The 23,259-nt window shown below is 66.0% G+C and carries 23 protein-coding genes and 2 pseudogenes; 15 read left to right on the top strand and 10 right to left on the bottom strand.

The window, feature by feature from the left end; genetic code table 11:
• Both BST27_RS04890 and BST27_RS34425 read right to left on the bottom strand, forming a co-directional pair.
• Entirely contained in the window at positions 1–1,785 is a 1,785-nt protein-coding gene (locus tag BST27_RS04890; protein ID WP_069417229.1) for a hypothetical protein, read from the bottom strand.
• A 127-nt stretch (positions 1,786–1,912) separates the two neighbouring features.
• Complete coding sequence (locus BST27_RS34425) at positions 1,913–2,038, bottom strand: hypothetical protein (RefSeq protein WP_264000801.1); 126 nt, start codon at positions 2,036–2,038, stop codon at positions 1,913–1,915.
• Between the two features lie 281 nt (positions 2,039–2,319).
• Between BST27_RS34425 and bioB the strand changes: the two genes are divergently transcribed.
• From bioB to BST27_RS04905, 3 genes are read left to right on the top strand one after another with little or no spacing between them, the layout of a single operon-like run.
• A complete protein-coding gene (gene bioB, locus BST27_RS04895) occupies positions 2,320–3,372 on the top strand; it encodes a biotin synthase BioB (RefSeq protein WP_069417230.1) in 1,053 nt (350 codons plus the stop codon).
• A gap of 25 nt (positions 3,373–3,397) precedes the next feature.
• Positions 3,398–3,625: a biotin synthase auxiliary protein BsaP gene (gene bsaP / locus BST27_RS04900; protein WP_079219785.1), complete on the top strand. Its 228-nt coding sequence runs from the start codon at positions 3,398–3,400 to the stop codon at positions 3,623–3,625.
• A gap of 26 nt (positions 3,626–3,651) precedes the next feature.
• Positions 3,652–4,329: a DUF2567 domain-containing protein gene (locus BST27_RS04905; RefSeq protein ID WP_197518050.1), complete on the top strand. Its 678-nt coding sequence runs from the start codon at positions 3,652–3,654 to the stop codon at positions 4,327–4,329.
• Positions 4,330–4,339: 10 nt separating this feature from the next.
• Here BST27_RS04905 and BST27_RS04910 read toward each other — a convergent pair whose 3' ends face one another.
• The 5 genes and pseudogenes from BST27_RS04910 to BST27_RS04925 all read right to left on the bottom strand — a co-directional run bounded on the left by BST27_RS04910 (position 4,340) and on the right by BST27_RS04925 (position 9,147).
• A complete protein-coding gene (locus BST27_RS04910) occupies positions 4,340–5,683 on the bottom strand; it encodes a lipase family protein (protein ID WP_069417081.1) in 1,344 nt (447 codons plus the stop codon).
• 245 nt (positions 5,684–5,928) lie between these two features.
• Positions 5,929–7,062, bottom strand: a complete 1,134-nt coding sequence (locus tag BST27_RS04915; protein ID WP_232007110.1) for a hypothetical protein — start codon at positions 7,060–7,062, stop codon at positions 5,929–5,931.
• Between the two features lie 192 nt (positions 7,063–7,254).
• A pseudogene (locus BST27_RS34955) lies at positions 7,255–7,893 on the bottom strand (hypothetical protein); the annotation flags it as partial.
• A 111-nt stretch (positions 7,894–8,004) separates the two neighbouring features.
• Positions 8,005–8,274: pseudogene (locus tag BST27_RS34960) on the bottom strand (PE family protein); the annotation flags it as partial.
• A gap of 153 nt (positions 8,275–8,427) precedes the next feature.
• Positions 8,428–9,147, bottom strand: coding sequence for an NUDIX hydrolase (locus tag BST27_RS04925; protein ID WP_069417083.1), 720 nt, complete (start codon positions 9,145–9,147; stop codon positions 8,428–8,430).
• Between the two features lie 47 nt (positions 9,148–9,194).
• On the opposite strand from BST27_RS04925, the gene nadA reads away from it, so the two are divergent.
• The 3 genes from nadA to nadC are packed head-to-tail and all read left to right on the top strand — an operon-like array spanning position 9,195 to position 12,699.
• Complete coding sequence (gene nadA / locus BST27_RS04930) at positions 9,195–10,253, top strand: quinolinate synthase NadA (RefSeq protein WP_069417084.1); 1,059 nt, start codon at positions 9,195–9,197, stop codon at positions 10,251–10,253.
• On the top strand, positions 10,250–11,842 hold the full coding sequence (locus tag BST27_RS04935) for an L-aspartate oxidase (protein ID WP_069417085.1): 1,593 nt from the start codon (positions 10,250–10,252) through the stop codon (positions 11,840–11,842). Before nadA ends, BST27_RS04935 begins: the two co-directional genes overlap by 4 nt.
• Positions 11,842–12,699, top strand: a complete 858-nt coding sequence (nadC, locus tag BST27_RS04940) for a carboxylating nicotinate-nucleotide diphosphorylase (protein ID WP_069417086.1) — start codon at positions 11,842–11,844, stop codon at positions 12,697–12,699. The genes BST27_RS04935 and nadC overlap by 1 nt, the downstream gene beginning before the upstream one ends.
• Positions 12,700–12,794: 95 nt before the next feature.
• On the opposite strand, the gene BST27_RS04945 is transcribed toward nadC, so the two are convergent.
• Positions 12,795–13,379 carry a TetR/AcrR family transcriptional regulator gene (locus BST27_RS04945; RefSeq protein WP_069417087.1) on the bottom strand — a complete coding sequence of 195 codons (585 nt, stop codon included), beginning with the start codon at positions 13,377–13,379 and terminating at the stop codon, positions 12,795–12,797.
• Positions 13,380–13,419: 40 nt separating this feature from the next.
• On the opposite strand from BST27_RS04945, the gene BST27_RS04950 reads away from it, so the two are divergent.
• Positions 13,420–14,448 carry a zinc-dependent alcohol dehydrogenase gene (locus BST27_RS04950; RefSeq protein WP_069417088.1) on the top strand — a complete coding sequence of 343 codons (1,029 nt, stop codon included), beginning with the start codon at positions 13,420–13,422 and terminating at the stop codon, positions 14,446–14,448.
• A 43-nt stretch (positions 14,449–14,491) separates the two neighbouring features.
• On the opposite strand, the gene BST27_RS04955 is transcribed toward BST27_RS04950, so the two are convergent.
• Positions 14,492–14,905, bottom strand: a complete 414-nt coding sequence (locus BST27_RS04955) for a nitroreductase family deazaflavin-dependent oxidoreductase (RefSeq protein WP_069417089.1) — start codon at positions 14,903–14,905, stop codon at positions 14,492–14,494.
• Between the two features lie 61 nt (positions 14,906–14,966).
• Here BST27_RS04955 and hisD point away from each other — a divergent pair, with 61 nt between their 5' ends.
• From hisD to hisI, 8 genes are read left to right on the top strand one after another with little or no spacing between them, the layout of a single operon-like run.
• On the top strand, positions 14,967–16,310 hold the full coding sequence (gene hisD / locus BST27_RS04960) for a histidinol dehydrogenase (RefSeq protein WP_069417090.1): 1,344 nt from the start codon (positions 14,967–14,969) through the stop codon (positions 16,308–16,310).
• A complete protein-coding gene (locus BST27_RS04965; RefSeq protein WP_069417091.1) occupies positions 16,307–17,461 on the top strand; it encodes a histidinol-phosphate transaminase in 1,155 nt (384 codons plus the stop codon). The genes hisD and BST27_RS04965 overlap by 4 nt, the downstream gene beginning before the upstream one ends.
• A complete protein-coding gene (gene hisB / locus BST27_RS04970; protein ID WP_069417092.1) occupies positions 17,458–18,090 on the top strand; it encodes an imidazoleglycerol-phosphate dehydratase HisB in 633 nt (210 codons plus the stop codon). The genes BST27_RS04965 and hisB overlap by 4 nt, the downstream gene beginning before the upstream one ends.
• A complete protein-coding gene (gene hisH / locus BST27_RS04975) occupies positions 18,087–18,707 on the top strand; it encodes an imidazole glycerol phosphate synthase subunit HisH (protein ID WP_069417093.1) in 621 nt (206 codons plus the stop codon). Before hisB ends, hisH begins: the two co-directional genes overlap by 4 nt.
• Positions 18,708–18,709: 2 nt before the next feature.
• A complete protein-coding gene (gene priA / locus BST27_RS04980) occupies positions 18,710–19,444 on the top strand; it encodes a bifunctional 1-(5-phosphoribosyl)-5-((5-phosphoribosylamino)methylideneamino)imidazole-4-carboxamide isomerase/phosphoribosylanthranilate isomerase PriA (protein ID WP_069417094.1) in 735 nt (244 codons plus the stop codon).
• 6 nt (positions 19,445–19,450) lie between these two features.
• Positions 19,451–20,266, top strand: coding sequence for an inositol monophosphatase family protein (locus BST27_RS04985; protein WP_069417095.1), 816 nt, complete (start codon positions 19,451–19,453; stop codon positions 20,264–20,266).
• A gap of 1 nt (position 20,267) precedes the next feature.
• Positions 20,268–21,062, top strand: coding sequence for an imidazole glycerol phosphate synthase subunit HisF (gene hisF, locus BST27_RS04990; protein WP_069417096.1), 795 nt, complete (start codon positions 20,268–20,270; stop codon positions 21,060–21,062).
• Complete coding sequence (gene hisI / locus BST27_RS04995; RefSeq protein ID WP_069417097.1) at positions 21,059–21,406, top strand: phosphoribosyl-AMP cyclohydrolase; 348 nt, start codon at positions 21,059–21,061, stop codon at positions 21,404–21,406. Before hisF ends, hisI begins: the two co-directional genes overlap by 4 nt.
• Before the next feature lie 261 nt (positions 21,407–21,667).
• Here the strand turns inward: hisI and BST27_RS05000 are convergent, their stop codons facing one another.
• Positions 21,668–23,194, bottom strand: a complete 1,527-nt coding sequence (locus tag BST27_RS05000; protein ID WP_069417098.1) for a serine/threonine-protein kinase — start codon at positions 23,192–23,194, stop codon at positions 21,668–21,670.
• Between the last annotated feature and the right edge of the window lie 65 nt (positions 23,195–23,259).

The following is a 23,259-nucleotide window of genomic DNA, read 5'->3' on the forward strand; positions in this document are numbered from 1 at the left end:
TTACGCCGCATGTGGCTGTGGCAAAGGATGCTTGTCCTCCTCTACTTCCTGGGGCGTGGTTTCCAGGTTGATCCTGCCAGCACCCCAGCTCAGCCCCGCGATCACCATCAGCGTGAAGATGGCCACCAGGATGGAGCCGACCGTGAACAACCATTCCGGCGCGTTCGGGTCGCGTTCGCGCTGCAGGATGGTGTTCTCCAGGACGAACGGGCGGGTCATCTCGGGCTGGGCCGGCACTTCGGCCGCCGGAATCGCCTCGTCGGCCGGTTCGAAAATCGGCACAGCCGTCATGGTGTAGCCGTCCTGCACGCGCAGCAACGTTTTCCACGTGCCCCAGACCGGGATGGGTTCGGTGGTGCGGTAGTGCCCGGGGCCGATCTTCTCGAGCCGGTCGATCACCAGCCCGCGGTTGTTCTCCATCTTTCCCTGCCAGGACGTGATCGACACCCAGTCGGGGTTGTCCCTGATCAGGTCCGGGGGGTTGATCTGGATGTCGGCGGACACCATGCGCTTACCGGGCTCGCTGGGTAGTTCCGTCAGCTTGATGGTTGCGGTGTTCTGGCTCGGGATGACGATGTGCAGGCCATTGGCTATCGCACCGCCGATCACCAACACCGTGGCGACGACGACCGAGACGCTGATCGCGCGGCGGGGTAGCCGTTGCCCGGTGAGCACCATCCCGGCCAGCGCTCCGATCAGGCCCATCATGACCGCCACCGGGACCGCCATGGCCAGGGACTCACCCCACATGCTGGTCGGCCACGGGTATTTGTAGACCGCACCGATCCACAGCGATTCCAGCCAGAGGCCGACGGTGCCCACCAGCAGGCCGGAAACGGCGCCGAAGACGATCGGGCGCTTGAACAGGGGAGTCAGCGCTACTAGTTCGACCACCAGCGCGGGCCCGAGGTACAGCGGGAACCAGTTGATCGGGGCTCCCAGGATCGGTCCCACGACAAGGGCGACGCCGCCGCGCAGCGCGATGGCGAACAGCGCCGCGATGATCGCTGCGCCGCGGCCCAGCGTCATGCGGGCAACGACCAATGCACACGCTGCGACGCCGGCGATCATCATCGGGTGGAAGGCCAGCCGGAACTGCTGCACACCGAAGTCGAATTCGATCTGGTAGACCGACAAGCCGATCAGCAGGCCGCCGCAGGACAGGTAACGCAGGAACTTGACGAACGGACGCTCGGGCGGCGCATCCGGCAGGGCTCGCCCGCCTTCGTACTCCAGCATCAGGACGGCGAACAGCGAGAGTCCCGCCCCGCCGATCATCATCAGGTGCGTCGGGCCCCACAGGGTGACGTCCTGGCCGAAGATGCGATGCCAAATGTCATCGAGCGGGAATCCGAACAGCGCGTACATCCCGCAGCCGGCCATCAGGATGCCGCCGACGGGTGCGTGCCACGTCTTGGTGATCCGGACGGGCGAGGGACCAGGCTCGTCGAACGGCAGCACGATCGCGATCATGCCGCCGAGGAAGATGCCGAACAGGCCGATGATGATGAAGTAGTGCGCGGGGTTCGCCAGGGGGCCGGGGTCGCGGCCTTCGCCGATATGCCAACTCACATCCCAGATGAATCCGAACAACGCGCAGATGATCGACGTGGTGTACACGAGCACCGGAAGCGCCACCCAGTTCGGGCGCCTGAATTTGACGCCCAGCCAGTCGGCGAATCGCTCCAGCCACGTGATTCGGCGAGTCCGGTGCGCATAGCCGATCGCCAGCATTACCAGGCTCAACACCATTGCGGCGACGGACAAGCCGATCACCTGGCTCAGTTCGGCACCACGCGCCGCGGGTGCCTCCGCAACAACAGTTAGTCCCACTGCAACCGCCTCTCAGCCGGCCTGAAACCTGACGAAGCACGAATGCCCACCCGGAGGGCTCGTCAATCCTGCAAATTCGTCAGCTGCGTCGGTCGCGCATAGCCAGGTACAAGATCACGCAGACGACGATCACCGCGGGCAGCAGTGCGGGTATCGCCAGCCATACTCCGTGGTCAGCCAGATACACGGAATGCTGATCGCTCATGTGATCACGTCTCCGGACCGCGAGTTGTGGGCGCGACCCTGTCTTGTTGTGCTGGCCCCCCGCGCTGGAGCCGGACGGATAGTGGCGCTGACTGCAACGTACCCCAGAGGCCACAGGTGAAACCCGCGGCGCATGGCCCGGTGGGCGTGGAGCCGCGTCAGGGCCGCTACCCTAACTTGAACACTTCTTAAGACCCCGCCGCCGATTGTGTTTGCGCGGCAGACGCAGTCCATGGCTCGGACGGTCCACGACGAGTCTGGGACAAGATGCAGGAGTACCTGGTGACGCAAGCTGCAACGCGACCTGTTGACACCCCTCAGGGGGGTCCTGGCCTGGACGAAACCGACATCCTGGCGGTGGCTCGCCGGCAGGTGCTCGAGCAGGGCCAGGGACTGAATAAGGACCAGGTGCTGCAGGTGCTGCAGCTTTCCGACGACCGCCTCGAAGAATTGTTGGCGTTGGCCCACGAGGTGCGGATGCGCTGGTGTGGTCCCGAGGTCGAGGTGGAAGGCATCATCAGCCTCAAGACCGGCGGGTGCCCGGAGGACTGCCACTTCTGTTCCCAGTCCGGGTTGTTCAAGTCGCCGGTGCGCAGCGCGTGGCTCGACGTTCCCAGCCTGGTCGAAGCGGCCAAGCAGACCGCGAAGTCCGGGGCCACCGAGTTCTGCATCGTCGCCGCGGTGCGTGGCCCCGACGAAAGGTTGTTGTCCCAGGTCGCCGCGGGCATCGAGGCGATTCGCAACGAGGTCGAGATCAACATCGCCTGCTCCCTGGGCATGCTGACCGAGGAGCAGGTGGACAGGCTGTCGGCGATGGGGGTGCACCGGTACAACCACAACCTGGAGACGGCGCGCTCGTTCTTCACCAACGTGGTGACCACGCACACCTGGGAAGAGCGCTGGCAGACCTTGTCGATGGTGCGCGACGCCGGTATGGAGGTGTGCTGCGGCGGCATCCTCGGCATGGGTGAGACGCTCGAGCAGCGGGCGGAGTTCGCCGCCGAACTGGCCGAACTGGGTCCCGACGAGGTCCCGCTGAACTTCCTCAACCCGCGACCGGGGACGCCGTTCGGCGATCTGGAGGTCATGCCGGCCAGCGAAGCGCTCAAATCGGTGGCGGCCTTCCGGCTGGCGTTGCCACGGACCATGCTGCGGTTCGCGGGTGGTCGCGAAATCACCCTCGGCGACCTGGGTGCCAAGAAGGGCATTCTGGGCGGGATCAACGCGGTGATCGTCGGGAACTACCTGACGACCTTGGGCCGGCCCGCAGAGGCAGATTTGGAGCTGCTTGACGACCTGCAGATGCCGATCAAAGCTCTTAACGCCACCTTGTAATCAAGTGGGGTCAGAAGTAGGGATCGTGGTTGCAAACCTGGGCGCTCCGGTCGGTGCCGGGGTGTACAACGTCTACACCGGGGAACCGGCGGGCACAGCGGTGCCGACGGCAGCCCAGCTGGGGCTTGAGCCCCCCCGTTTCTGCGCCGAGTGCGGACGCCGCATGGTGGTCCAGGTTCGTCCCGACGGCTGGTGGGCGCGGTGTTCACGCCACGGTCAGGTGGACTCGGCCGACTTGGAATCTCAACGGTGACCGAGGAAGTCGGGGCCACCGGGCCCATTACTGAACCAGAGCGACCAGCCGGGCAGCTCGACGCACCCGCCACATCCCGGTACCGTGCGATCGCCACTGTGGTGCTCGGTTTGGCGGGGTCAGGTGCATTCGTCGGCGCGCTATGGGCATGGATTGCGCCCCCGGCCCATGCGGTGGTGGCGGTCGCGCGGTCCGGCGAGCGTGTCCACGAATACCTGGGCGCCGAATCGCAGAATTTCTTCGTGGCCCCGGTCCTGCTGCTCGGGTTGCTGGGCGTGGTGGCGGTCGTGTCCTCGGTGCTGGTCTGGCAGTGGCGCGAGCACCGGGGGCCGGAGATGGTGATCGGGCTGTGTGTCGGGCTGATCGCAGCGGCGGCGGTGGCCGCGGGTGTGGGCGCGCTGTTGGTCCGAATGCGTTACGGCGCATTGGATTTCGATACGGTCACGCTGGCCAACGGTGACCACTCGGTGACCTACGTCAGGCAAGCACCGCCGGTGTTCTTTGCCCGCGACGAATTGCTGGTGGCCGCGACACTGCTGTCGCCGGCCGCCACCGCGTCACTGGTGTATGCCCTGATCGCGGCCGGCAGTGCACGCGACGATCTGGGCGCCTATCCGCCCGCAGGTCCACCGGGAGGGCCCGGGGGGCCCCCGTCAAAGCCTTCGACGCAGACTCCGTCAGCGCCCGAACCCTCGGTGTCCTAACCGTCCTGGGTCAGAGCGGATTGAACCGCACCTTCCGGCCGGTGACCACCTTGGCGGCGATCCTCGCCAGCCGTGCCATGCCGATGTAGGTCATGGGATTGAACATGGTCGGCCACTTGGTCCTGATGATGTGTTCATCGAGCGGCCGACGGTTGAAGCGGTCGGTGAGCCAACGCAGAGTCATCGGGGCGGACAGCGGGTGCAGCAACATGTGTTCGTTGAACGCGTCCCGGTGGTAGGTGACGTCGGCGCCCCCGGCCGTGTAGGCGTCGGCCAGTTCGTCGATGTCGTCGACGGAGATGAGGTAGTCGTGCACGGCCTGCACGATCAAGACCGGTGGTACCGGCACCGCGCTGCCCAGCTTGATGTCGTGGAAGACGTGCGAAACCTCCGGAGTCGACAAGATGTCCTCAAGGGGCTCGTCCAGGTATTCGCCCATGTCCTTGCCGGCCATGTGAATGACGGCGGCGGCCGTCGTCAATTTCTCCAGTCGATCCAGCAGGGCGCGGCCCTCTTCGTTGGTGTGTTCCTTGATCACCCGGTCCAGGCCGGGGTAGCTGTGGGTGAGCGCGGCCACGACCAGCCCGGGCAGGCCTGCAAAGAGGCCACCGTTGAGTCGGCGGAAGGTGTTGCCCAAGTCGCCGACCGGTGAACCCAGCACGGCGCCGACGATGTCCAGCTCCGGTGCGTAGTCACCGGACACTTCGGCGGCCCAGGCGGTGGCCAGACCGCCGCCGGAGTAACCCCACAGGCCGATCGGGGCAGACGGAGGCAGGGAGATCCGCTCGGAGCTCAGGACGGCGCGGACGCCGTCAAGGATGCGGTAGCCAGGTTCGTAGGGGACCCCCCAGGCGCCGTGCAGACCTTCGTGGTCGGGCACCGAAACCGCCCAGCCCTCGGCCACCGCAGCGGTGATCAGCAGCAGCTCGAGCTGGGCCAGCGAACCGATGGCCTTGGTCGCGCCTCGACGCAGGGCATACGACGGGAAGCAGCGCGACGACACGGCGTCGATCGCGCACTGATATGACAACAGCGGGATGGCCCGTCCCGGCTTGGCTTCGGCCGGAAGGAACACCGTGGTGGCCGTCGCCTCGGGATTGCCGTTCTTGTCGGTCGTCCGATACAGCAACTGCAGGGCGGTGATGGTTTGCGGGATAAGCCCCAGGAACGCCACCTCGACGTCTCGCGAGCGCAGCACGGTGCCGGGCGCGGCGTGGTGGAATCCGGCGGGTGGCTCGTAGAAGGGGTCGTCCAGCGGGAGCAGCGGCTTGACCTTGCGTTGTAGCTCCTCATGCGGTGGACGGGCCAGCCATTCCGCACCCGTTGCACCCGCTAGATTGCCTGCCTCCATCATCGGAGCTCCCTTCGTGGCGCCTTCGGTCTCCTCGCGCCCCTAATACCCGTGGGCGACACAGCGAGCCCTAGTCACGGCCCTAGTCACAGCAGGGCGCCGGCACACGGTGGGCGGCCAGCGCCTCTTAGGTTTCTCTTAATCAACCTTATCCAACTCTTACTGAAAGTACGGCATCGGCCGCCGTTGGAGCGACAACTACTTCGCGTGCCGCTTGTCACAATGTGGTTCCGCCTGCGTTCTGGGTCTCATCCGCCGAGGTTGTTGGCCGCTCCGGTCGGTAGAAACGCGAGGGCGACGATCACCCAACCGAAGACTTTGGTGGTTCTTGCGCGGGGTCGCCGCTCGATTTCCGGGCGGTCGATCGCGGCGAGGAGGTAGACGCCGGCGACGTCGAAGGTGATGAGGATCCACCAGCGGGTCCAGTCGGCGCCGGTCGCGAACAGCGGCACCAGCAGTGATCCCGACAGCATCGGTAGGACGCGATGACTGCGCAGGTCGCTGACGAAGATGCCGAGCGGTACCGCGGAGCAAACGCGGATCAGGCCCAGGGTGGCGGCGAAGAACAGCATGCCGAGGCTGAACGAACCGAGGAGCCGGGCCGGACCGAACTGCATCACGAAGTGCACCGCGGCGCTCGTGTCGGCGTCGAAGATCGGGATGGCGTTCTCGCACGCCCAGTCGTGATAATCCGAGCTGCTTTCGATGCGGCCCAGCATGTAGTCGAGGGCGCGCTGCGGTGTAGTGGCAACAGCCCACGGATTGTCGAGCCTCCCGTGCGGGATTTGCGCGCACAGCTTTGCCGCGATGTCGCGGCGTCCCAGCACAGCTACCACCAGCACCGAGACGACGCCCGGGGCTACCGCCAAAGCGGCGCAGAGACGCCGTTGCGCGCGCGTCGCGTCCTTCACCAACACGATGATGGCGAGGGTTGCGCCCAGCGAGAGCGCCAGTGGGATCGCTTCGTGTAGCAATGCCAGGACGGCCATCGTGAGGCCGTACAGCGCGCAGGCGAGCACTCTGCAGCGGTGGCCGTGCAACTTGGTGAGCGAGATCGTGAAAAGCAGCAGGGCGGCCATTCCGAACAGTTCCGGGTGCGGCGTGAAGACAGCGTAGGAAAGCGAAAACGGCAGCACCGGAGCCAGCAGAGCCAGCATGACCCTGCGCTCGGACCGGGCGCCCTTGTGCAAGATGTGTCGCATCAGCACGCCCACGGCGATCAGCCACGCGCCGACGGAACTCCAAAGGACCGTGTGAGCCGCGGTGAAATAGTTCTCGACGGGAATCAGATCAATGAGTTCGCCGCCGAGGCCGCGGCGTACGAACCCGGAATCGTAATCGGCGACGTAGTAGGTCAGCCAGAAGATATTGTTGGAAAACAACGCTACGACGATGTATACGTGGCTGGCGGCACACATTGCCATCCAGATGGATATGCCCACGTACTTTCCCGCGAGCCGATCTGGATTCGCGGCAATGCGGAGAGCGGTTGTTTGATGCGCTTGCCGGAAGGGAATCGGGGCCGCGAATAAACTGTGCACTTCTCGCCGCCAGTGCCGTCGTCGACCTGAATGTCACCAGTTTGAGGAGTAGCCGAAGCCCAGGTTGTTGTTGCCTGAGTTCCCTGTCCCCGAATTGTTGCTGCCAGAGTTGAAATGGCCTTGGTTATTGCTGCCCGCGTTCCCGAAGCCGATATTGTTCCGCCCCACGTTCCCCGAACCGACGTTCTGCGAACCTGCGTTGCCAAACCCATTGTTGTGGCTACCAGAGTTGCCGGCACCCGAGTTGTTGTCGCCGGAGTTGAAGAAACCGTAGTTGCCCGTGCCGGAATTACCGAAACCGATATTCCCGGACCCGGAATTCAACCCGCCGAAGCCTATCTGGTTATTCCCGGTTAGTCCGATGCCGATGTTTCCGTTTCCGGTATTGCCAAACCCGAAGTTGTAATTCCCCGAGTTCCCGCCGCCGAGGTTGAACCAGCCGTTGTTTCCCAAACCGATATTGAGAAAACCACTGTTGCCGCCGCCGAATTGAAGGACTCCGATGTTGCCGCTACCCAAGGCGATGTCGGCTCCGTTTCCCACGCCCAGGATGAAGGCGCCGGAGTTTCCCCCGCCCACGTTGAGCAGGCCCCAGTTTCCGGTGCCCAGCATTCCGCTGCCGTCGTTGCCGAATCCCAACAAGAGCGAGCCGTGGTTTCCGAAACCGAGGTTCCCGCGCAGTAACCCGCCGACCGTGTCCGCGGCGAGGAATAGGGGCTCGCGCCCGAAGGGCGATCGGACGGCGTCCAGCAGTGGCTGCAGAGGCGAGACGTTGGCAGCTTCTGCGCTTGCGTAGGACCCGGCGCTTGCTGCCAAGGTCTGAACGAACTGTTCGTGAAACGACGCGGCCTCGGCGCTGAGGGCCTGATAGGCCCGGCCGTACGCATTGAACAAGTCAGCGATCGCGGCTGATACCTCGTCGGCCGCGGGGGCCAGTACCGCCGTTGTCGCCGCGGCCGCGATTTCGTTTCCTGAGCTGATGACCGCTCCGATGTCAGAGAGGTCGGTGACGGCCGTTGCCACCATCTCCGGCAGAACGCTTACGTGCGACATGAGAGGTCCCTTCCGGCCAGGCGGGTGTTCCTCAAGACCGATCTCGGTGCAGGTATCCGCCTGTATGACTCGATATTAAACCTCACGTTTCAAATTGGGAACAATAATGGACAATGTGATGCGTAACGTGCGTCACACGGGACCATCACTCATCTATGAGCCGGGAGGGCGCAGCGCGGCGAACTCGTCGGTGACCCTCAATTGGGAGTCGGCGAACCGATACAGCGCCGCCGGGCGGCCACCGCTGCGCCCGGATTGCGCGATGGTGCCGGTCTGCGTGATCACCTTGCGACGAACCAGGACCCGCTGCAGATTTGTGGCGTCGACCTGGTAGCCCAACGCGGCGCCGTAGATGTCGCGCAGCGTGGAAAGTGCAAATTCTTTGGGCGCCAAGGCAAATCCGATGTTGGTGTAGGACAGCTTGGCGACCAGTCGCGCATGCGCGTGCGTCACCATCGGCCCGTGGTCGAAGGCCATGGGCGGCAGTGAGTCCACCGGATGCCAACGAGTGTCCGCCGGCAATTCGGGAGTCGCGGGGGAGGGCACCAGCCCCAGGAAGGTCGACGCAATGATCCGGGCACCCGGGACCCGATGTGGGTCGGAAAACACCGCCAACTGCTCGAGATGGGCCACCTCGCGCAAGTCCACCTTCTCGGCGAGCTGCCGGCGAACGGACGTCGTCATGTCTTCGTCGTCGCCAAGCCGACCGCCCGGCAGCGACCATGCGCCCTTTTGCGGATCCCGGGCGCGCTGCCATAACAGGACGTTCAGCTGCGGTTTTCCGGCGCGGCGGTCTCCCTTAACCGACTCGGTGGCCATCCGAACCTGGAACACGACGGCAAGCACTTCGTGCGAGGTGCTACTATGGGGCATGTTTTCGATTATAAGTCGAAAACCTCCTGGGTGCGAAAGGAGCCGCCATGACGGTCTTGACACGCATGGACACGCCCGCCAGTGACATCTCCGCCATGACTGCCCGCATCACCAATTCCGAAACCGGATACGGGGGAATCGAGGGCGACGAACAGTGGGCCGCCGAAATCCGCCGCCTGGTGGAGATGCGCGGGGCCACCCTGCTGGCGCACAACTACCAGCTGCCGGCCATCCAGGACGTCGCCGACCACGTGGGGGACTCGCTGGCACTGTCCCGGATCGCCGCCGAGGCGCCGGAGGACACCATCGTCTTCTGCGGTGTGCACTTCATGGCTGAGACGGCCAAGATCCTCAGCCCGGAAAAAACCGTGCTGATTCCGGATCAGCGGGCCGGGTGTTCGTTGGCCGACTCGATCACGCCGGAGGAGTTGCAGGCGTGGAAGGACGAGCACCCCGGTGCCGTCGTCGTCTCCTACGTCAACACCACGGCCGCCGTGAAGGCGCTGACCGACATCTGCTGCACGTCGTCCAACGCCGTCGACGTCGTGGCATCCATCGACCCCGACCGCGAAGTGCTGTTCTGCCCGGACCAATTCCTCGGCGCACATGTTCGCCGGGTGACCGGTCGCAAGAACCTGCATGTCTGGGCCGGTGAATGCCACGTGCACGCCGGGATCAATGGCGACGAATTGAGCGACCAGGCGCGCGCCAACCCCGACGCGGAACTGTTCGTGCACCCCGAATGTGGTTGTGCCACATCGGCTCTGTACCTGGCGGGCGAAGGTGCCTTTCCTCCGGACCGGGTGAAGATCCTGTCCACCGGCGGCATGCTGGACGAGGCACACAAGACCCATGCCCGAAAGGTGCTGGTGGCCACCGAAGTCGGCATGTTGCACCAACTGCGTCGGGCCGCACCGCAAGTCGATTTCCAGGCCGTCAACGATCGCGCGTCCTGCAAGTACATGAAGATGATCACCCCGGCGGCGCTGCTGCGTTGCCTGGTGGAAGGCGCCGACGAAGTCCATGTCGACCCGGACGTTGCCGCGGCTGGCCGGCGCAGTGTTCAGCGGATGATTGCAATCGGACAGCCCGGAGGTGGCGAGTGACGGCCGGGCCGGCGTGGCGGGATAGCGCCGATGTCGTCGTAATCGGTACGGGCGTCGCCGGATTGGCCGCGGCACTCGCCGCCCACCGTGCCGGTCGCAAGGTCGTCGTACTCAACAAGGCGTCTCACACCCGCGGGGTGACCGCGACCCACTACGCGCAAGGCGGGATCGCCGTGGTGTTGCCCGACAACGACGATTCGGTGGAAGCGCACGTCGCCGACACCGTGGTCGCCGGTGCGGGCTTGTGTGACCCCGACGCTGTGTACTCGATCGTCGCCGACGGCTACCGCGCGGTTGCCGAATTGGTCGGCGCCGGTGCCCGATTCGACGAAAAGTCAGCGGGGCGTTGGGATTTAACACGCGAAGGGGGGCACTCGCGCCGGCGCATCGTGCACGCCGGAGGTGATGCCACCGGTGCCGAGGTGCAGCGGACGCTCGATCATGCCGCCGCTGCGCTGGACATCCGCACCGCTCACGTGGCCCTGCGCGTGTTGCACGACGGCAGCGTGGTGACCGGGGTGTTGGTGCACAATCCGGTCGGGACCGGCATCATCAGCGCGCCGTCGGTGATTTTGGCCACCGGCGGCTTGGGGCATCTGTATGCCGCGACCACCAACCCCGAGGGCTCCACCGCCGACGGCATCGCGTTGGCGTTGTGGGCCGGGGTGCCGGTCAGCGATGTCGAGTTCATCCAGTTTCACCCGACGATGTTGTTCGCCGGCAACGGCGACGGCAACGGCAGTGGTGGCCGGCGGCCGCTGATCACCGAGGCGATCCGCGGTGAGGGTGCGATATTGCTTGACCGGCAAGGCATGTCGGTGACTGCCGGCGTCCACCCGATGGGCGACCTGGCTCCGCGCGATGTTGTGGCGGGCGCGATCGATGCCCGACTCAAGGCGCTCGGCGATACGTGCGTCTACCTCGACGCGCGCGGCATCAACGGATTTGAGACACGGTTTCCCACGGTCACCTCCGCCTGCCGGGCTGCGGGCATCGACCCTGTCCACCAACCGATTCCGGTCGTTCCCGGTGCGCACTACAGCTGCGGCGGCGTTGTCACCGACGTGTACGGCCAGACCGAGCTACCAGGGTTGTTCGCGGCGGGCGAGGTAGCGCGGACCGGCATGCATGGAGCTAACCGGTTGGCTTCCAACAGCCTGCTCGAAGGGTTGGTGGTCGGTGGACGCGCTGGACGTGCCGCCGCCGCCCACGCGGCGGCAGCCAAGCCGTTGCCTGCGGCCTGGCCGGAGCCGATCGGCCACACCGCACTCAAACGCCCCAAGTTGCAACGGGCGATGAGTCGCGATGCCTCGGTGGTGCGTAACGCCGCTGGGCTGCAACGACTTTCCGACGCGTTGGCCGACGCGAAGGTGCGCGATGTGATGAGTCGTGAGGACTTTGAGGACGTGGCCTTGACGGTTGCCGCGCGGACTGTGGTCGCTGCCGCGCTGGCCCGCAACGAAAGTCGAGGCTGCCACCACCGTGCCGAATTCCCGGATCAGTCGAGGGATTATGCGCGCAGCAGCCTGGTCCGGTTGGTCGGTGACGAATGCCTGGTGCAGGTAGAGGCACTGGCGGCGGTGGGCTGATGAAGCTGACCGAAGCGGAGCGGGTTGCGGCTTACGAGACGATCCGGCGCGGTCTCGCCGAGGATCTTTGCTACGGGCCCGACGTCACCACCATCGCGACGGTGCCCGCGGGCGCCGTGGCAACCGCCTCGATGGTGCCGAGGGAAGCCGGCGTCGCTGCCGGGGTGGACGTCGCATTGATGGTGCTCGACGAGGTGATCGGCGCGGCTGGCTACGAGGTGCTGCACCGGGTCGAGGACGGAACCCGGGCGCAGCCTGGCCAGCCGTTGCTGACGGTGCGGGCCGAAACTCGCGGGCTGTTGACGGCGGAGCGGACCATGCTCAACCTGGTGTGCCACCTGTCGGGCATCGCCAGCGTGACCGCGGCCTGGGTCGCGGCTGTGGAGGGAACCAAAGCCAAGATCCGCGACACCCGCAAGACGCTGCCCGGTCTGCGCGCCGTGCAGAAGTACGCGGTGCGCGTCGGCGGTGGTGTCAACCACCGGATGGGTCTCGGCGATGCGGCGCTGATCAAGGACAATCACGTCGCGGCCGCGGGATCGGTGCTTGCTGCGCTGCGGGCGGTGCGCGATGCGGCGCCCGACCTGCCGTGCGAGGTCGAAGTGGATTCACTCGAGCAGTTGGACGAAGTGCTGCCCGACAAGCCCGAACTGGTTCTGCTGGACAACTTTCCGGTATGGCAGACGCAGATCGCGGTGCAGCGAAGGGATGCCCGGGCGCCGTCGGTGTTGCTGGAGTCATCGGGCGGGCTCAGCCTGGAAACCGCTGCGGCGTACGCGGGAACGGGTGTGGACTACCTCGCGGTGGGGGCATTGACGCATTCGGTGCGGGTGCTCGACATCGGCCTGGATATGTAGGTGGCGGCTCGGGACCCGGTGCCGGCGCCCGACACGCCCGCAGCTTGATCTAGGGAAGCGCTTACCGGACGACCAGCGAGGTCAACCGCGCGGAATCACTGCGGGCCCCTCGTCTGGCGGTCAAGCAGCGAGCGTGCCGCGAGCTTTGCGGCATCGAGTGCCGCCGTATCGCTGGCGATCCGTGACAGGATCAGCGCCCCCTCGATCAAGGAGACCACCGCGAGCGCGGCGTGCGCCGCATCGGCCGCCGGCCAGTCCTCGGCCCGCAGCCGCTCCTCGATTGCCACGCACCAGCTCTTGAAGGCGCGCGCAGCCGCGGCGCGGACTTCCGGGGCGGCGTTGACCGACTCGGTGGCGATCGGCTCGATCGGGCAGCCGTCGCGCTGGTCCCCGTTCAGCCCGGCGACCAGTAGGTCGATCCATCGGTCGACGATGTCGGCCACTGGCCGACCGCTCGCGAGGAAGGTTCGCAGCAGCTGTTCGATGGCGGCTCCGGCGGTGTCGACGACCGCGGTGGCCAACTGCTGTTTGCCCTGCGGGAAGTGGTGATACAGCGAGCCGGGCTTGACACCTGCCTCGTCGAGGATCTGATTCAGCCCGGTCGCCGCGTATCCCTGACGTCGGAACAGGAGGGCGGCCTTCTCGAGCAATGCGGTGCGACTGCGATCGGGTCTCGGCATGTCCTTGACAATACTTGAGTAATCACTCAAGAATAACGCGATGGAGCAGTTGACTTATGAAGAGGCCGGTCGCTACGCGTGGCGAGAGGTGCCGGATCCGACGATCAGTGCGCCGGTACAGGCACTTGTCCGGCCGTTGATGGTGGCGTGCTGCGACCTCGATGTCGCGGTCTGTCACGGCCGGTTGCCGCTGCCGCCCGGCTATGCGGTGGGGCACGAAGGGCTGGCGGAGGTCGTCGCCGTCGGGGACGACGTCAGCACCGTTCGGGTAGGCGATCGGGTGGTGGTGCCCTTCCAGATCAGCTGCGGGACCTGCCCCGAATGCAGGCGCGGCGTGACCGGGTCATGCAGCGCCGGACCCCTCATGGCGACGTACGGGATGGCCCCCATCGCCGGGCTGGACGGCGGTGGGTTCATGTCCGACCTCGTGTTGGTGCCCTACGCCGATGCGATGTTGATTCCCGTGCCTGATGGCGTCGACCCGGTTTCCATCGCCTCGCTGTCTGACAACATCCCGGACGGTTGGCGGGCGGTGGCGCCGTTTGCCGATGAATTGGCGGCCCTTGACCCCGTTGATCGCCGGGTTCTGGTCGTTGGCAGGCTATCGATAGGGCTCTACGCGGCAGCTTTCGCCGCGGCCCTGGGCGCGCACGTCGACTACGTCGACACCGACCCGCACCGACTGGCGGCCGCCGAGAAGCTCGGGGCCGTGGCCCACGACGTCGCCAAACCGGACAAGTCCTGGGACCCCTATCCCGTGACCGTGCACACCTCCGCCGATCCGGCGCTCCTGGCGGCGACCTTGCGTGCGACCTGGGCGGACGGCGTGTGCACCGACACCGGGATCTATCCCGAGTACAAGGTGGAGATGCCGTTGTTGCCGATGTACACCCGCGGGGTCCGCTTCGTCACCGGGCGCGTCAACGCGCGGGTGGTGATTCCGCAGATTCTCGACCTGCTGGCCGACGGATGTGACCTGTCGCCGGCCGTCGACAACGTGGTGCCGTGGGAGGACGCGCCCTCGGCCTGGCCGGCAATGACCGGGAAAACCGTCTTCACCAGGTCGTAGGTGGGCTGCGTCGGGAGCGGAGCTGTAAGTCGCAGCAGCCCAACTACGCGATGTCGGCGACGAACACCGCCATCTTGCGCAGCTGGACGCGGGCCGGCCAGGGCAGACCCGCACCCTCCGACCCGGCTGGCAGAATCCGCGGGTTCGTCAGATGTATCGACCTGCGGGTGTAGTGGACGTCGGCCTCGCCGGCGGCCAGCACGTTCTTCACCCAGTCGGTCTTGCCGTGACCGAGCGCGATCGCCAGCGTGTTGCCCTTCCGGAAGGTGGACACGATCGTCTTGTACGGTTTGCCCGACTTGCGGCCGCGGTGCTCGATGGTGGCGGTTCCGGGCAGGTAGCGCACGATCGGCTTCAGGGCGGGGTTGAGGTACTTGACTTGGATGTTCTCGAACCACACCGGGTAAACCATCGGGATGCCCGGCGCGTTGTTGGGGTGTTGATCCTTAGCGGACATGGCTGGCTCCTCTTTTCGGGCACTGTACCGGCCGGATATCGATTTGAGTTGCTCTGGGACAATGGTCCATGTGACCACATCACCCGCCCTATTGGCCCGTGTTGATTTGCGGGGTGCGGAGTTGACGCCTGCCCGGCTGCGGGCGGCCCTGCCGCGTGGTGGTGCCGACGTGGAATCTGTGCTGCCGAAGGTGCGGCCGATCGTCGAGGCGGTTGCTGAGCGCGGCGCCGAAGCCGCCCTCGAATTCGGCGCATCCTTCGACGGTGTGCGCCCGTCCAGCGTCCGGGTGCCCGCCGCCGCGCTGGACGCTGCGCTGGCCGGACTGGACGCCAGCGTGCGCGACGCCCTGCAGGTGATGATCGAGCGGGCTCGCGCCGTGCACGCCGACCAACGCCGCGCAGATGTGACCACCACGCTGGGCCCGGGTGCGACGGTCACCGAACGATGGGTCCCGGTCGAACGGGTGGGTTTGTACGTGCCCGGGGGCAACGCCGTGTACCCGTCCAGCGTGGTGATGAACGTCGTGCCGGCGCAAACCGCAGGCGTCGACTCGCTCGTGGTCGCCAGCCCGCCGCAGGCCCGGTTCGACGGGCTCCCGCATCCGACGATCCTGGCCGCCGCACGACTCCTCGGGGTCGACGAGGTGTGGGCGGTCGGCGGGGCTCAGGCAGTGGCGCTGCTGGCCTACGGCGGTACCGACACGGACTCGGGCGAACTCGCACCCGTCGACATGATCACCGGCCCGGGCAATATCTACGTCACCGCCGCAAAGCGGCTGTGCCGCTCCCAGGTCGGAATCGACGCCGAAGCGGGACCGACCGAGATCGCGATCCTGGCCGACCACACCGCGGACCCCGCGCACGTGGCCGCCGACCTGATCAGCCAGGCCGAACACGACACGATGGCCGCCAGCGTTCTCGTCACCCCCAGTGACGAGTTAGCCGATGCCACCGATGCCGAACTGGACGCCCAGGTGCGTGCCACGGTGCACCGGGAGCGAGTTACGACGGCCTTGAGCGGTCGGCAATCAGCGATCATCCTGGTCGACGATCTCGATGCCGGTGTCAAGGTCGTCAACGCCTATGCCGCCGAACACCTGGAAATACACACCGCCGACGCGGCGCAGGTTGCCCGTCGGATACATTCGGCTGGAGCGATTTTCGTCGGCCCGTTCGCGCCGGTCAGCCTGGGTGACTATTGCGCCGGATCCAACCACGTGCTGCCTACCGCCGGCAGCGCCCGTCACTCGAGCGGTCTGTCGGTTCAGACGTTTCTGCGGGGCATACACATCGTGGACTACACCGAGGCTGCCCTCAAAGACGTTGCTGGACACGTGGTAACGCTGGCGAAGAGCGAAGACCTGCCGGCCCACGGCGAGGCGGTGCGTCGGAGGTTCGAAAGATGACCGCGCCACGCGAGTCCAGGCCCCTGCCCACGCTGGACGATTTGCCGCTGCGTGAGGATTTGCGCGGCAAATCCCCTTACGGGGCACCGCAACTCGCGGTACCCGTACGGCTCAACACCAACGAGAACCCGCATCCGCCCACCCAGGCCCTGATCGACGACGTGGTGCGGTCGGTGGCAGCGGCGGCCGGTGACCTGCACCGCTATCCTGACCGCGACGCGGTGGCGCTGCGCACCGATCTGGCCAACTACCTGACTGTCCAGACCGGTATCCCGGTTGGTGTCGAAAGCGTCTGGGCCGCAAACGGTTCCAATGAGATCCTGCAGCAGCTGCTACAGGCTTTCGGCGGGCCTGGACGTTCCGCGATCGGTTTCGTCCCGTCTTATTCGATGCACCCCATCATCTCCGACGGCACCTACACCGAGTGGCTCGAGGCGGCGCGCGCCAACGATTTCAGTCTCGACGTGACCAGTGCGGTCGCGGCCATCGTGGACCGCCAACCCGATGTGGTGTTCGTCGCGAGCCCGAATAATCCGTCCGGACAGAGCATTTCGCTGGCTGATCTGCGCAGGCTGCTCGACGTCGTGCCCGGGATACTGATTGTCGACGAGGCATACGGTGAGTTTTCCTCGCAGCCGAGCGCGATAGCACTGGTCGGGGAGTACCCCACCAAGCTCATCGTCACCCGCACCATGAGCAAGGCCTTCGCCTTTGCCGGTGGTCGGGTTGGATACCTGGTGGCCACGCCGGCGCTCGTCGAAGCGATGCTGCTGGTGCGGCTGCCGTACCACTTGTCGTCGGTAACGCAGGCCGCGGCACGCGCAGCGTTGCGCCACGCAGATGACACGCTCCGTAGCGTCGCCACCCTGATCGCCGAGCGTGAACGGGTATCGGCCGCGCTGGCGGGCATGGGTTTTCGGGTAATTCCCAGCGATGCAAACTTCGTGCTGTTCGGTGAGTTCGCCGACGCGCCGTCGGCGTGGCAGCACTACCTGGACCGTGACGTCCTGATCCGAGACGTCGGAATCCCCGGCTACCTGCGCACCACCATCGGATTGGCCGAAGAGAACGATGCGTTCCTCAAGGCTAGCGCTCAGATCGCTGCTACCGATCTGGCCTCCGCACCTCCGAGCCCTGTAGGAGCATCGTGACCGCTACCGAGATAGCAAGAGCCACTCGACGTGCGCGCATCGAACGTCGCACACGCGAATCCGACATCGTCATCGAACTCGACCTCGACGGCACCGGTCAGGTGAGCGTGGACACCGGTGTTCCGTTCTTCGACCACATGTTGACCGCGTTGGGCAGTCACGCCAGTTTCGACCTGATGGTGCGGACCAAGGGTGATGTGGAGATCGAAGCGCATCACACGGTCGAGGACACCGCGATCGCGTTGGGGCAGGCCTTGGATCAGGCCCTGGGCGACAAGAAGGGCATTCGGCGGTTCGGCGATGCCTTCATACCCATGGACGAGACGCTGGCCCATGCCGCTGTCGACGTGTCTGGGCGGCCCTACTGCGTGCACACCGGCGAGCCGGATCATCTGCAGCACACCACGATCGCCGGCAGTTCAGTGCCGTACCACACCGTCATCAACCGGCACGTCTTCGAGTCGCTGGCGATGAATGCCCGCATCGCACTGCACGTTCGGGTGCTGTACGGTCGCGATCCGCACCACATCACCGAGGCGCAGTACAAGGCGGTCGCCCGTGCCTTGCGGCAGGCTGTCGAACCCGACCCGCGCGTCTCGGGTGTGCCGTCCACCAAAGGTGTTCTGTGACGGCGAAATCAGTCGTAGTCCTCGACTACGGATCGGGTAACCTGCGGTCCGCCCAACGAGCCCTGCAACGCACGGGTGCCTCGGTAGAGGTGACCTCCGACGCGCGGGCCGCGTTGGCGGCGGACGGGTTGGTGGTGCCGGGCGTCGGCGCGTTCGAAGCCTGCATGGTGGGCCTGCGCAAGATCGGCGGTGAGCGAATCATCGCCGAGCGGGTAGCCTCCGGACGCCCGGTGTTGGGTGTCTGCGTTGGCATGCAGATCCTGTTCGAGCGGGGGGTCGAATTCGGCGTCGAAACGCAGGGCTGCGGACAGTGGCCGGGCGCCGTCACCCGCCTGGATGCCCCGGTGATCCCGCACATGGGCTGGAACGTGGTGGACGCACCCGAGGGCAGCACCCTGTTCAAGGGTCTGGACGCCGACACCCGATTCTATTTCGTGCACTCATATGCCGCTCAGCAGTGGGAAGGCCGGCCCGAAGCACTGCTGACATGGGCTACCCACGAGGTACAGTTCTTGGCCGCCGTGGAAGATGGACCGTTGGCCGCTACCCAGTTTCACCCGGAAAAGAGTGGGGACGCCGGCGCTGCGCTGTTGAACAACTGGGTCGAGGGACTATGACGATGCCACTGATTTTGTTGCCCGCCGTCGACGTCGTCGAGGGCCGTGCCGTGCGCCTGGTACAGGGAAAAGCCGGCAGTGAAACCGAATACGGCTCGGCGTTAGACGCCGCGCTGACCTGGCAGCGCGACGGAGCCGAGTGGATTCACCTGGTCGACCTCGACGCCGCGTTCGGTCGCGGCTCCAACCGGGAACTGCTCGCCGAGGTCGTGGGACAACTCGACGTGCAGGTCGAGTTGTCCGGTGGCATCCGCGACGACGACTCGCTGGCGGCGGCGCTGGCTACCGGCTGCGCTCGAGTCAATCTGGGCACCGCGGCGCTGGAGAATCCGCAATGGTGCGCGCGGGCGATCAGCGAACACGGCGACAAGGTTGCCGTCGGGTTGGACGTGCAAATCGTTGACGGGGCCCATCGGTTGCGCGGGCGTGGCTGGGAAACCGACGGCGGCGACCTGTGGGAGGTGTTGGAACGCCTTGACAGCGAAGGGTGTTCGCGCTTCGTCGTCACCGACGTCACCAAGGACGGCACGTTGGGCGGGCCGAATCTTGAACTGCTCGCTGGAGTCGCCGAACGCACCGAGGCGCCGGTGATCGCGTCGGGGGGCGTGTCGAGCCTGGACGACCTTCGCGCCATCGCCACGCTCACCGATCGAGGCGTCGAAGGCGCCATTGTCGGCAAGGCCCTCTATGCCGGGCGGTTCACCCTGCCCGAGGCGCTCGACGCGGTACGAGAGTAGGCCCGCATGGAGTTGAGCGCAGCCGACCTGAACGCGTTGGTAGCCGAGGCGTCAGCGGTCCTCGATGCCGCCGTGACGCCGTTTCTCGAGGGGCACCGCGCGGCTTCGGCGGTGCGCAAGAAGGGTGACGACTTTGCCACCGAGGTCGACCTGGCGATCGAACGTCAGGTGGTGGCGGCGCTGGAGTCGGCGACCGGAATCGGGGTGCACGGCGAAGAATTCGGTGGCCCGGATGTCGACTCACCATGGGTGTGGGTGCTGGACCCCGTCGACGGCACGTTCAACTACGCGTCCGGATCGCCAATGGCCTCGATCCTGCTGGGCCTGCTTCATCACGGTGAGCCGGTGGCCGGACTGACCTGGCTGCCGTTCATGAATGACCGCTACACCGCCATACAGGGTGGCCCACTGATGAAAAATGGCGTGGCGCAACCACATCTGACGCCGACCAAGCTCTCCGACACTTTGGTTGCGGCCGGATCGTTCAGCGCGGATTCGCGCGGGCGGTTTCCAGGGCAATATCGCGTACGGTTGCTGGAGAACCTGAGCCGGGTATCCTCGCGGCTGCGTATGCACGGTTCCACCGGGATCGACCTTGCCTATGTTGCTGACGGAATCCTCGGTGGTGCAGTAAGTTTCGGAAGCAACGTATGGGACCACGCCGCCGGCGTCGCACTGGTGCGAGCCGCCGGCGGCATCGTCACCAACTTTGCGGGCGACCCATGGACGCCAGCGTCCCGGTCGGCCCTGGCCGCGGCACCCGGCGTGCACGGCGAGATCCTCGAGATCTTGCGCAGCACAGGCGAACCGGAGGATTACTGAGATGTATGACGGTCAAGGTGTGAAGGGCCTTGCGGTACGGGTGATCCCCTGTCTTGATGTCGACGCCGGGCGCGTGGTCAAGGGAGTCAACTTCGAGAACCTGCGTGACGCGGGTGATCCGGTCGAACTCGCCGCCGCCTACGACGCCGAGGGCGCCGACGAGCTCACCTTTCTCGATGTCACCGCGTCGTCCTCAGGCAGATCCACGATGTTGGAGGTGGTGCGGCGCACCGCCGAACAGGTCTTCATCCCGCTGACGGTGGGCGGCGGCGTGCGCACCGTGGCTGACGTCGACACCTTGCTGCGTGCGGGCGCCGACAAGGTGTCGGTCAACACCGCCGCCATCGCACGCCCCGAGCTGCTTGCCGAGATGGCAAATCAGTTCGGCTCGCAGTGCATCGTGCTGTCGGTTGACGCGCGCACGGTCCCCGACGGTTCGCCCCCGACGCCCTCGGGCTGGGAGGTCACCACCCACGGTGGTCGTCGTGGCACCGGCATCGACGCTGTGGAGTGGGCGGCGCGCGGCGCCGAGCTCGGAGTGGGGGAGATCCTGCTGAACTCGATGGACGCCGACGGCACCAAAGCCGGTTTCGACCTGGCAATGCTGCGCGCGGTCCGGGCGGCGGTCACGGTTCCGGTCATCGCCAGCGGCGGTGCCGGCCGGGTGGAGCACTTCGCGCCCGCTGTGGCTGCCGGAGCCGACGCGGTGTTGGCGGCCAGTGTCTTTCACTTCAGGGAGTTGACCATCAAGGAAGTCAAGGCTGCCATGGCCGAACAGGGGATCACCGTCCGATGACGCTGGATCCGAAGATCGCCGAGCGGCTGAAGCGCAACTCCGACGGACTAATCACGGCCGTGGTTCAGGAGCGAGGCAGCGGTGACGTGCTGATGGTCGCTTGGATGGACGATGACGCCTTGGCCCGCACCCTGGAAACCCGTGAAGCGACCTACTATTCGCGTTCACGCGGCGAACAGTGGATCAAGGGGGCGACCTCGGGCCACACCCAGCACGTCCACTCGGTACGCCTGGACTGTGACGGAGACACGGTGCTGTTGACCGTCGACCAGATCGGGGGAGCTTGTCACACCGGCGATCACAGCTGCTTCGATGCCGCGGTGCTGCTGGGCCCCGAGCACTAGCCCGCCGGCCCCGGGATCGCTTCGACAACGCTTCAGCCTGCGCCGAGTGTGGGGCTTTTGGGCCCCGCGACGTCGGGGGTGGGTGCGTAGGCCCCACAGTCGACGACATTCGGCGACGCTTCAGCCTGCGCCGAGTGTGGGGCTTTTGGGCCCCGCGACGGCGGGGTGGGTGCGTAGGCCCCACAGTCGACGACAGTCGACGACGCCGGGAAGCGACGGGCGACGAAGGGCTACGAAGGGCTGGCTACGAAGGGCAAGGGACTAATTGGGCCCCCGGCGCTGGCCGCCGCCCAGACCCTGCACGGCCTCGAGGGCGGCGTCCCGCCAACGCTTCTCTCGAACAGCGGGTCTGATGTGGTCGCGGTCGATCTTGCCGACGTCGATGTTGCGGGGCTCGGCGACGGAGGGCGGCACGTAGAATTCGTATTCCCGGTCGTCGGTTGCGACCACCAGTATCGCGGCGGCCTCGTCAAGACGGTTTTCGTAAATGAGTTTCCCGGCAAACACGTCCGGCGGCACACCGTCAAAGGTCTTGACATACACCACATACAGTCGAATGCCGCGATCCTGCAGCAAATCGGTCAGTCGACCCATGACAACGTCCTCGTCTTGGGGCCGCAAGACATCCGCCGCGTCGGTGAGGATGCTGGCCACCACCAGCGGCGCGGCTGCCGTGGAGGTACTGGGCGTCTGCGCGGCAGTTTTCGAGGGAAGGGGGGCGGGGGCGCTGGCCTGCGGTGCGTCCGACTTCGTGCTGAGCAGCAGGAGGCCCAGAACAAATGCCAAGACGACAAGCGCCACGGCGATCAGCGACGCGATCAGCGTCCCCTGTCCGATCCGGCGCCCGGTGGGCGGGGGCTGGTGCGGATGCAAAGGCGCCTGCGGATGTGGCAGTCCTGGCGCCTGGGCCACCGGGACCTGCACGGTGGCGCCTGGCTGGCCCGCGAGTGCGGCGGCGAAATCCGAGCACGTCGGATAGCGATCTCCGGGGTTCTTGGCCAGCACCTTGACGATGACCGGATCGAGTGGAGCCAATTCGGGTCGCCGCTGACTGAGCAGTGGCGGGGGCCCGGACAGATGCTGCGAGATCACCACGGCCGGGTTGGTGTGTTCGAACGGCGCCGTCCCGGTCAGCAGGTGAAAGGCCGTGCATCCAAGCCCGTACTGGTCGGCGCGCCCGTCCAGGTGTGCCCCCCGCAATTGCTCGGGCGAGCAATACGCGGTGGTGCCCATCAGCACGTTGGTGACGGTCAGGCCGCTGATCTCGCCCGCCTCGCGTGCGATGCCGAAATCGGCGAGCAGGATCCGCCGTCGTGGCTTGGGCTCGCTCAGCAGAATGTTGGCCGGTTTGACGTCGCGATGAAGCAATCCGCGGGAGTGGGCGTAATCGAGCGCTTCGGCGACGGCCGAAATGATCTCGACCACCTCCGCATGCGGCATACCCGCCGGGTATTTCTCGTTCAGCAAATGGGCGGCGTCGGTTCCCTCCACGTAGTCCATCGACAGCCACAACTGTCCGTTGAACTCGCCGCGGTCGTGGATTCCGACGATGTGCTGGTTGTACAAGCTGGCGGCGAGGTCGCACTCCCGGTCAAACCGGCGCCGATACTCGACGTCCGCGGTGTATTCCGCGGACAAGATCTTGAGCGCATCGTGCCGGGGCAGCCGGGGATGTTTTGCCAGATAGACCTGTCCCATGCCGCCGGCCCCGAGCAATCGCACGATGGTGTAGCCGGCGAACAGCTCGCCTTCTTGCAAGCTCCCGCTGTCGCCAGCATTTGTTGGCATGTGAGCATGCTACTGACGCTTTGGCTGAGCAACGACCTAACACGACCTATTGGGCCCAAGGCCTC

The organism is Mycobacterium intermedium (assembly GCF_002086275.1).
GTDB lineage: Bacteria > Actinomycetota > Actinomycetes > Mycobacteriales > Mycobacteriaceae > Mycobacterium > Mycobacterium intermedium.